This is a genomic window from Limnospira sp. PMC 289.06 (assembly GCF_032350395.1).
In the GTDB taxonomy this organism is placed as follows: Bacteria; Cyanobacteriota; Cyanobacteriia; order Cyanobacteriales; family Microcoleaceae; genus Limnospira; species Limnospira platensis.
This window is the reverse complement of record NZ_JARPLC010000157.1, coordinates 1-9,267: the sequence shown is the minus strand read 5'-3', so window position 1 is coordinate 9,267 and position 9,267 is coordinate 1. Positions and strand designations below refer to the sequence as shown.

At 44.3% G+C, this 9,267-nt stretch carries 9 protein-coding genes; 5 read left to right on the top strand and 4 right to left on the bottom strand.

Annotation, left to right across the window (positions count from 1 at the left end):
* From P5674_RS21310 to psbV2, 4 genes are all read left to right on the top strand, one after another.
* Positions 1–249: zinc ribbon domain-containing protein (locus tag P5674_RS21310; protein WP_315670257.1), on the top strand; the 249-nt coding region annotated here is incomplete at its 5' end.
* Positions 250–302: 53 nt separating this feature from the next.
* Positions 303–1,256 (top strand): acetyl-CoA carboxylase, carboxyltransferase subunit beta, encoded by a 954-nt coding sequence (gene accD, locus P5674_RS21305; RefSeq protein ID WP_006616771.1) that lies wholly within the window; start codon positions 303–305, stop codon positions 1,254–1,256.
* A 310-nt stretch (positions 1,257–1,566) separates the two neighbouring features.
* Positions 1,567–2,058, top strand: a complete 492-nt coding sequence (gene psbV, locus P5674_RS21300) for a photosystem II cytochrome c-550 (protein ID WP_006616772.1) — start codon at positions 1,567–1,569, stop codon at positions 2,056–2,058.
* A 190-nt stretch (positions 2,059–2,248) separates the two neighbouring features.
* Positions 2,249–2,737, top strand: coding sequence for a photosystem II cytochrome PsbV2 (gene psbV2, locus P5674_RS21295; RefSeq protein ID WP_014276059.1), 489 nt, complete (start codon positions 2,249–2,251; stop codon positions 2,735–2,737).
* A 67-nt stretch (positions 2,738–2,804) separates the two neighbouring features.
* Here psbV2 and P5674_RS21290 read toward each other — a convergent pair whose 3' ends face one another.
* From P5674_RS21290 to cobA, 3 genes are all read right to left on the bottom strand, one after another.
* On the bottom strand, positions 2,805–4,547 hold the full coding sequence (locus P5674_RS21290; protein WP_035735750.1) for a PAS domain S-box protein: 1,743 nt from the start codon (positions 4,545–4,547) through the stop codon (positions 2,805–2,807).
* 137 nt (positions 4,548–4,684) lie between these two features.
* On the bottom strand, positions 4,685–5,881 hold the full coding sequence (locus tag P5674_RS21285) for a trypsin-like peptidase domain-containing protein (RefSeq protein ID WP_014276057.1): 1,197 nt from the start codon (positions 5,879–5,881) through the stop codon (positions 4,685–4,687).
* Positions 5,882–6,019: 138 nt separating this feature from the next.
* On the bottom strand, positions 6,020–7,555 hold the full coding sequence (gene cobA, locus P5674_RS21280; RefSeq protein WP_014276056.1) for a uroporphyrinogen-III C-methyltransferase: 1,536 nt from the start codon (positions 7,553–7,555) through the stop codon (positions 6,020–6,022).
* A 221-nt stretch (positions 7,556–7,776) separates the two neighbouring features.
* On the opposite strand from cobA, the gene P5674_RS21275 reads away from it, so the two are divergent.
* A complete protein-coding gene (locus P5674_RS21275; RefSeq protein WP_315670256.1) occupies positions 7,777–8,553 on the top strand; it encodes a hypothetical protein in 777 nt (258 codons plus the stop codon).
* 83 nt (positions 8,554–8,636) lie between these two features.
* Here P5674_RS21275 and P5674_RS21270 read toward each other — a convergent pair whose 3' ends face one another.
* Positions 8,637–9,200 (bottom strand): hypothetical protein, encoded by a 564-nt coding sequence (locus tag P5674_RS21270; protein WP_315670255.1) that lies wholly within the window; start codon positions 9,198–9,200, stop codon positions 8,637–8,639.
* Positions 9,201–9,267: the final 67 nt, after the last annotated feature.

Sequence of the window (9,267 nt, the reverse complement as noted above, 5' to 3'; positions counted from 1 at the left end):
CGAACCACAGTTGTAGATGTGACGGAAGAATACACCAGCAAAACCTGTACTCACTGTGGTCATGTCCATTCCCAGCTAGGTGGCTCAAAAGTGTTCCGATGTCCTGAGTGTGGGTTCACTCTACCCAGGGACTGGAACGGTGCTTTTGGAATCTTTCTAAAAGCTTTGCGGGATACCGCCTCTGTTACCTTAACGGGTAATAGTGCTATCGTAGCATTGTCAGGCAATAGCCGGATAAATGTCGCGTAAATGTATCAGGCTCAATAATCTCCTCAATCAAACATCAGAACGTATTTTAATTAATGTCTCTATTTGACTGGTTTGCAAATCGACAAAAATCAGTTCCCATTAGTCCCGAACGCCAAGAGCGAGAAATTGCCGATGGTTTGTGGGTCAAATGTGAAAAATGCGGTGCATTAACTTACACCAAAGACTTACAGGCGAATCTTATGGTGTGTCTGCAATGTGACCATCACATGAGGGTCTACAGTGACGATCGCATTAAACAACTGATTGATGAAAATACCTGGCAGCCCATTGCTGCTAATCTGTGTTCAGTAGATCCCCTGAATTTTCGCGATCGCAAACCCTACAGCGATCGTCTGCGAGAATACCGGGAGAAAACAGGTCAAATTGATGCTGTCCAAACGGGGACGGGTTTATTGAATGGGGAATCGATCGCCCTTGGGGTGATGGATTTTCAATTTATGGGGGGTAGTATGGGTTCGGTGGTGGGAGAAAAACTCACCCGGATGATCGAATATGGGACTGAGCATCAATACCCGGTAGTGATTATCTGTGCTTCCGGGGGGGCTAGAATGCAGGAGGGAATGTTAAGCCTGATGCAAATGGCCAAAATCTCGGCAGCTTTGGAACGACATCGAGAGCAAAAACTTTTGTATATCCCTGTACTGACAAATCCTACTACTGGAGGGGTGACGGCTAGTTTTGCGATGCTCGGTGATCTGATTCTAGCTGAACCCCAGGCAACTATTGGTTTTGCGGGTCGTCGGGTGATTGAGCAAACCTTGCGAGAAAAACTACCTGATGATTTTCAAACTTCTGAATATCTGATGGCTCATGGGTTTATTGATGCGATCGTCCCTCGCACTCAGCTTAAAAAAACCCTCACCCAATTGATTAAGCTGCACCGACCACCACAGCCTACCGGAAGACCTTTTGTAAAATTGTCGGACTCTAACCCTAAGTCCCTCAGCCATGTCCATCGTTCTGAGGAAACCCAACAGCATCGATAATCTCTAAATCAGTGATTTGATAGTACCCACTACTGCATATAATTGGTGGGTGATGCCGGTTTTGACTAATTGTCATCGGTTTTTGCTCATTTGTCTAGGGCCCAAATGGCCTCGGACTACCATTTGGCGATCGCACAAGTGCTTAATCAGATAGTAGATCCAACGATTGACAAAGATCATTTAACACAGGACTATTGAGATCAGACTTCTGAGACAGAATCGCTAAAAACCAGGATCACAACTGCTCAAGATTGCCGATTGAGTTGTTGCTGTAGTGCGTTCTATAATCATCTAAAAGTTAAGGAGAACCATGCTAAAAAGGTACATTTGGTTGGCTGTTGCCACTGTATTCTTCACCTTTCAAATGTGGGTGGGTAATGCAAACGCTTTGGAATTGACTGAAGAATTGAGAACCTTTCCCATCAATGCTCAAGGCGATACTGCTGTCTTGAGTCTCAAAGAAATCAAAAAAGGCCAACAAGTATTTAACGCCGCCTGCGCTCAGTGTCATGCGCTGGGTGTGACTAAAACCAACCCTGATGTTAACTTGAGTCCTGAAGCCCTGGCTTTGGCTACTCCCCCCCGCGATAACATTGCAGCCTTGGTTGATTATATCAAAAATCCCACCACCTATGATGGCTTCGTCGAGATATCCGAACTGCATCCTAGCTTGAAAAGTTCAGACATTTTTCCCAAGATGAGAAACATCTCCGAAGATGATCTGTATAATGTAGCGGGTTACATTCTCTTACAACCCAAGGTTCGCGGTGAACAGTGGGGTGGTGGTAAATACCTCCGTTAATCTTTCAGATTGAAAGATTGACCTAACTAGATTTCTGACTTTAGGTTTTGGTTTTTGGTGGCTACTAAGAAGGGTTACTAAATACTCTGAAATTGTAACCACTAAAGTCCGCGAATTATCTAGGATAATCAGCGGAGCTAAAATCTAAAGTCTCCGATTTAACTGCTGATATTAAATACCTCAAATTTCCATGTTTCGTAACCGTTTTTTGCGCTCTCTACTGCTCTTATTTATCACCAATATAGTAGGATGCCTGATTTTTAGTTTCCCGGTTCAAGCTCAAAATGTTGACCCTTATGTGTTAAGATATCTGACTGATGAACCTGTGGAAATACAGAGCGATCGCCAAGGGGGAACCCAGACCTTTTCTGTAGAAGATCTATCAGCGGGAAAAGTGTTGTTTACTGATAGTTGTTTAAACTGTCACGCTGGTGGTGTAACTATTCCTTATCCGACGGTTTCCCTGTCTCTGGAAGACCTGAAAGGAGCCACACCTCCGAGGGATACTATCAAAGATTTAGTGGCTTATATGAGGCATCCCGTCAGCTATGATGGTAGTGATACTAACTACTGGTGTCGGGAAATTCCCGAAAATTGGCTTTCGGATGCAGAAATTGATAACTTAGCGGCTTTTATCTTACAATCAGCCATTAAAGCACCTGGTTGGGCTAAAAACTAAAAAAATCGGGTAATTATAGCCAATTACCCAACCCTAGTCAGGGGGTGATTCAATTAGTTGGGAGTAGCTAAATATCACCCTTACAGCGGGTTAAATAAATCTGAGCGACCTTATCTTGGGGGTTCTGTTCTAAACAGGATTCAAAAAGTGCGATCGCCTCAGAAATCTCGCCTAAATAATAGTGTAATAATCCTCGCTCAAACATAGTTTTTGTGGCTTGTTTTCCCGCGCGCAAGTCGGGGGGGTCAGCATCAAAGACCTCAAACACAGAAACCATTTCTAACTTCCCCTTAACCTGAACATGATCAATAAGACGGATACCATACTCATTAATATGGTTAAGTCGGACAAATGTATAGTGAGAGATTAATAGAGATACGCCGTAATTTTTAGTTAATCCTTCCAAACGGGAAGCCAAATTAACCGCATCACCAATTACAGTACCATCCATGCGCGATTTTCCCCCCACAGTTCCTAACATCAATTTTCCGGTATTAATACCAATACCAATTTCAATAGGGGGACGATAGGTAGGTTTTGTGGGGTCGGTACGCCGTCGAGTTTTGTTGTATTCTGCTAGTAGGTCAAGCATTCTAATTCCGGCTCGCAGAGCATCATCGGCGCTGTGGCTAAAGAGGGCCATAATTTCATCACCAATGTACTTATCAACAAAGCCTCGATATTCGGCGATCGCTGGTTCTACATGGGACAAATAAGCATTAATAAACTTAAAATTATCCTCTGGGGTCATTTGTTCCGAGAGGCTAGTAAAATCGCGGATATCAGCAAATAAAACCGACATTTCCTGTTGAACATTATCCCCCAGTTGAACATCAACAATGCTATCTTTACCGAGATATTGTAGAAATTGGTGAGGAACAAAGCGGAAAAAGGACTGGTTGAGTTCAAATAATTCGGAGGTAAAACGTTCTAGTTCAGCTTCAGCGCGTTTACGTTCAGTGATATCTTCTACAAACCCTTGATAATAGAGAATATTACCATTTTCATCATTAACAATTCTGGCACTTTCGGAAATCCAAATAATCTCACCATCACGATTATAAACCTGAGATTCAAACTTAGATATTTCCAGGCGCTCATGCAAAGTTTCTAATAATTCATCCCAACGATTAGGTTCAACATATAACTGTTTCTGGACATCAGTTATAGAAGACATCAGTTCCTTGGGGGATTCATAGCCATAAATCTTAGCCAAAGTGGGATTAGCATTAATAAACTTTCCATCAGGGGAAATTTGAAAAATCCCTTCCAGAGCATTCTCAAAGATACTGCGATATTTGCGTTCAGTCTTACCCAAAGACTCAATCAAATTGGCTTGGTCTTGGGTAAGTAATTCTAAGGCGCGGTTCATCTCCTGAAGCTGAAAGTTTTGGTCAGCGAGTTGCTTTTGTTGTTGGAAACTGTTAATAGCTTCAGTAATGGTTAAACTCAAATCTTCATTTTCCCAAGGCTTAGAAATATAGCGATAAAGTTTAGCATATTGAATAGCATTAAATACCCCATCAATATCAGCATGACCCGTGAGCATAATATTCATAGTATGGGGGGATAAATGATGAATAACTTTTAATACTTCATCTCCCCGCAAACCCGGCATCATATAATCAGAAATGACTACCGCCAATTCTTCCCCAGCTTCTATCAATTCTTGAGCTAATTTAATTCCTTCATTGCCACTACCAGCAAATTCAAATCGATATTTTCCGCCCAATGTTCTCCGAAGCAGTCGCCTCAGAGTGTCCAAAATCATAGGTTCATCATCGACACAGAGAATAACTGGTTTGGTCATTAGTCAATAAGGAAACGGGGGAAAATTAAAAAGTGTGCTGATGATTAGGAGCGACCATCTCTGTTTTCCTTGTTTTAGGTCAGGATAGCTGCTTTTTGTACACCCCAAACACACTTTACACCCTACAGCCTCAACTGTTATTGTGCCATTTCCTCAAGTTCATGGATACGCTGTAAGGCATCCTGATGAGAATCTGAACGTCCCAGTTGTTGATAAAGTTCTGCGGCTTGGCGAAAATCAGCTAAGGCTTCCTCAAATTCTTGGCGACGGATATGGCTGAGGGCACGATTATAATAGGCATCAGCAAAACCGGGATTAAGTTCGATCGCCCTAGTGTAGTCAAGAACGGGATTGGGGCCACGGGTCGGTTCATTAAGCACCAATAGTGTCCGCGCCAATCCCAAATTAAAATAGGTTTCCGGGGAATTAGGATTCAATTCTAGGGCTCGGTTAAAATCAGCGATCGCCTCCCACGCATAACCGCGATCCAACCAACTCAACCCCCGAAAGTAATAGGTTTCGGCATTTTGGGGAGTATCCAACGACACAGGAGAGGCTTCTAGGGCTTCCCAATCCATTTGTAAATCACTAGGATTTAACTGGGCTTGTGATAGTTGTTCGAGAAACAAATTAATGGGAACGGCGGCATTAAACCCAGTTTTAATGGGGGTAACATCTCCAGAACGAGTTTGAGCAAATCCAAACTCCCCTTGGCCGTGTAAACCCACCACACGGCCTTGAGAATCAAATACCGGACCCCCACTCATACCACTCCAAGTAACAGCCTGATACCGCAAATTATAGCCTTCTGGGCGATTTTTAGGGCGACTGGTGACCAATCCGGGGGAGAGTTCTGGTTCCCGTGCCGCGCCGGTTAACCCCCCAGTAGCCGGATAAGCATAGACATAAATCTGAACCCCAATCACTACCTGTTCAGAATCGCCTAAAGTGGCGATCGGGTATTCCTGGTTACTTTCAAATCTTACTACTGCTAAATCGGGTTCATCACCTGTAGTTTGCAGTCTAGTCACACTGGTGACCGGGTGACTTTGACCATCATGGGTGCGGATACTGTAGGCGACATCAGGTGCTTTGACTACATGATTCACCGTCAGCACTGTATAGATATGATCTTGTCTAGCGATAATTACCCCAGAACCGTCTCCCAGGGCGCTATTAATTTGAACTGTAATGGGTGCAGCGATTTCGGCGACTTGCTGGGCGCTTTTAGTGGCTAGGGCGACTTGACAACTTATGACGACGGCGGCAGTTGTTGCCATTCCGGTTAAAATGGCGGTGAGGGAATCAAAGCGAGAAAAACCCAAGTTGAACATGGTTATATCCCTAAAATTTAATTAGTTAGTCTATGGTAATATGACGTAAACTCAATCAAGTTTGTTCGAGGTAGTTACCGGAAACAAAGGGTTAAATTGTACTTTGATAGGGTTCCGGTACAGGGTAGGACTCCCTGCCTACATTTTATCTATGATAGCCTGAGTGAGTCCTTCTAGGGTATATTCTTGGGCTTCAATATCAACCCTTCCTAGGAGAGTTTGGCAGGTCTGGGAGGTCTGGGGACCAATAGAGGCGATCGCCACTCCGGTGACTAAATCTCGCCAGGAATCACCCGCAAAGCCTTCTAGGAGTTTACAGAAATTTTTGACAGTCTTGGAACTGGTAAAGGTGGCAATACTAATTATACCATTTTCTAAGGCTGATTGAACATTCGGATCGATGGTATCTGGACAAGCGGACTCATAGGCGGGAACCTCTACTACTTCCGCACCAGCTTGGGTTAATTCCTTAACTAATATCTCCCGACCTCCGGTTTCCACTCTGGGAAATAATAGACGTTTTCCGCTAACTGATTCGGGGAAGTTTTCGACTAGGGAATCAGCGATAAAGTCCGGGGGTATAAAATCAGGATTTAGTCCCCATTGTCGCAAAACCATAGCGGTTTTTTTGCCGACCACAGCAATTTTAGTGCTGGCTAAAATGCGGGTATCTTTACCATTAGCCAAGAGTCTTTCAAAAAAGAATGATACAGCATTAGCAGAGGTTAATAATAGCCAGTCAAAAGGCTTTGATGTATCAGAGAAGGCGATCGCTTGATCAAGGGGTTCCCAAGTAGAAGGAGGTCTGATCATTAGGGTAGGCATTTCTAGGACTTCAGCCCCTTTTTGTTCCAGCAAACTGCGAAACTCGTTTGATTGTTCCGACGAACGGGTGACTAAAATGGTGTGATTAAGTAATGGACTCAGCATAATTCTTGAGTGGTTATGGCGAGGCTGTAGATAGGTTTGCAGTTGCACGACATTCCCCACAACTATGACACTGGGAGATAAGGATTCTCGTGATGTTTTATCTACAATATCATTTAAGGTGCCAACGATTACCTTTTGATTAAAGCGACCGCCATTTTTAATAATCGCTATGGGAGTTTCAGGCGATCGCCCATGTTGTCTAAGTTGGTGTACAATCACAGGTAAATTTCGCGCCGCCATGAGAATAACTAAAGTTTCGAGTTCCGATAAACTCGCCCAATTTAGCGCTTCTGGCTCATGGGCTGTCATGACTGCAAAACACCGACTCATGACTGTATCAGTGACAGGAATACCAGCCAGTAGGGGGGCGGCTAATGCTGAGGAAATACCTGGGACTACCTCAAATTCACACTTAGCAGCAATTAAGGCTTGAATTTCCGCACTAGCGCGACCAAAGATAAATGGATCGCCACCCTTTAGTCGCACCACCAGTTTTCCTTGTTGACAATATTTTACTAATAAACCATTAATTTCGCTTTGGGGCGTACTGACTTGGCTACCTCGCTTTCCCACATATACTTTCAGACAATGGGGCGAAATTAGGGGTATAATTGACTGATCAACTAGGGCATCATAAACTAGGACTTCAGCCTGCTTGACTAATTGATAGGCTTTTACAGTCAAATAAGCTACATTTCCTAATCCTGCCCCTACTAAATAAACTTTTCCGGTTAATTTGGTCATGGTTTCTCTCTACTGCACACCTACTCACCTATAGTGCCCAAAATCTCTGATTCTCTGATTCAATAGTACCATTAGCCGGTTGTCAGACTGTCACAGCGATCGCCATATAGGTTAACACCTTCTGCATAATAATGATTACCACCTCTGAGAGATTATACCTGAACTCTTGGCTAGGGAGGAGTGCGAACTGTCAAAATTTTATATTTGCAGGGATTTTTAGTATGAAGTTACCATTTAATTTCGGTGTTTTGACTGCTGGATTTGTTGTGATTTTACTGCTGACTTTTTCCATACTTCAGTGGCTCAATATTCCCAGTGGGAGTTTTTTGGATTGGATTATTGGCGGCATTACTTTTGGGTGGCTATTGTTAATAGTAACTGTGCCTTGGAATATACACTTTGATGCTAAGGAAGTTCTGGCAGAGGCGGCGGAGTCCGACAAAAAAGGGATTCCGATTGAACCCAGTCAGCGTTCTTATGTGCATAAATTAGTTGGTCGTTCTTTGTGGGTGGCGATCGCCTTACATATAGCTAGTGCGATCGTGCTTTTATGGTTATCATGGGCGGGAATTAGTGTAGTTGGATATATCGGCTCTGTGGCGGCATTATTACTAACCATTTTACGTCCATGTCTCCGAGGTTATCAATACTTAGTAGCCCGTTTATCAATGGTACGTCGGGAGTTTTCTTACCCCCGCGAGGATGTAGTAGAATTGAGGGGTAGAGTAGAATTTATTGAGGCTTCATTAAAGCAAATCCAGAAGAGTCTTGACCCCAATAAATCCAATTCTTGGGCATCTCAACAAAACGAAAAATTGTCTTTTTGTCAAAATGAAATCACCCGTTTAGCTGCCGATATGCAAACTCTCAAAGCCACCAACCAATCCGAACATGAGCGCCTTTCTCGTACCGCTGAAAAAGCGATCGCGCAAATTACAGAAGACAGCCAAATCCTCAATAACGTGAGGGAAATTATCCGATTTTTCAAAGAAGCCTGAGCATGGCTGGAAAATCTTTCACCCATACCCAGCTATAATTGATAATTGTAGGGACGCGCCTGGGCTGTCAATCCTCAACCTTATCAATAAACCCGCCCCACCGTTTCTTTGAGAAACCCGCCTACAATTAATTGCGTTTGGTTATTGTTTATGGGTCTTCTCGCTTCTGTGTCCGTGTCTTGGTCTTGGGGGAGTTCTCCTGCTTCTGTTTCTGGTCTGGCTCCTTTTCCTGGGTCGGTTGTGTTATGGGCTTCTGGGGCTGGTGCGTCCTTCGTGGGTGTGCGTCCTTCTTCCCGGTCCTTCTCTCGCTGGGTTGGTGTGGTCTGGTTTTCCTCTCGTCGGGCGGCTGTCTCCTTCGGGCGTGCGGTGTCTTCCGAGGCTTTTGGCGGCGGGGTGGTCACTGTTCGTCCGTGTCGGTGTTGGTGGGTGGTCTCGGTCCCCGTGTTTGTCGGATCTGTTGAGAGTGGTCGGTTTGGTCGGGGCTTACCTCTGTCGGTGTGGGCGCTGTAGGGTGCGTGACATCCAAAACTATCGGGAAAACCAACCAACTCTGGGGTTGGGTGGAGGTAACGAAACCCAACCTCACCATTTCTAACCTTCTGTTGGGTTTCACTGCGTTTCACCCAACCTACAAAGTTGAGTTTCACGGTCGTTTCACGCCACCATTAGTTGAGTAGGTTGGGTGGAGGTAACGAAACCCAACGCCACCATTTC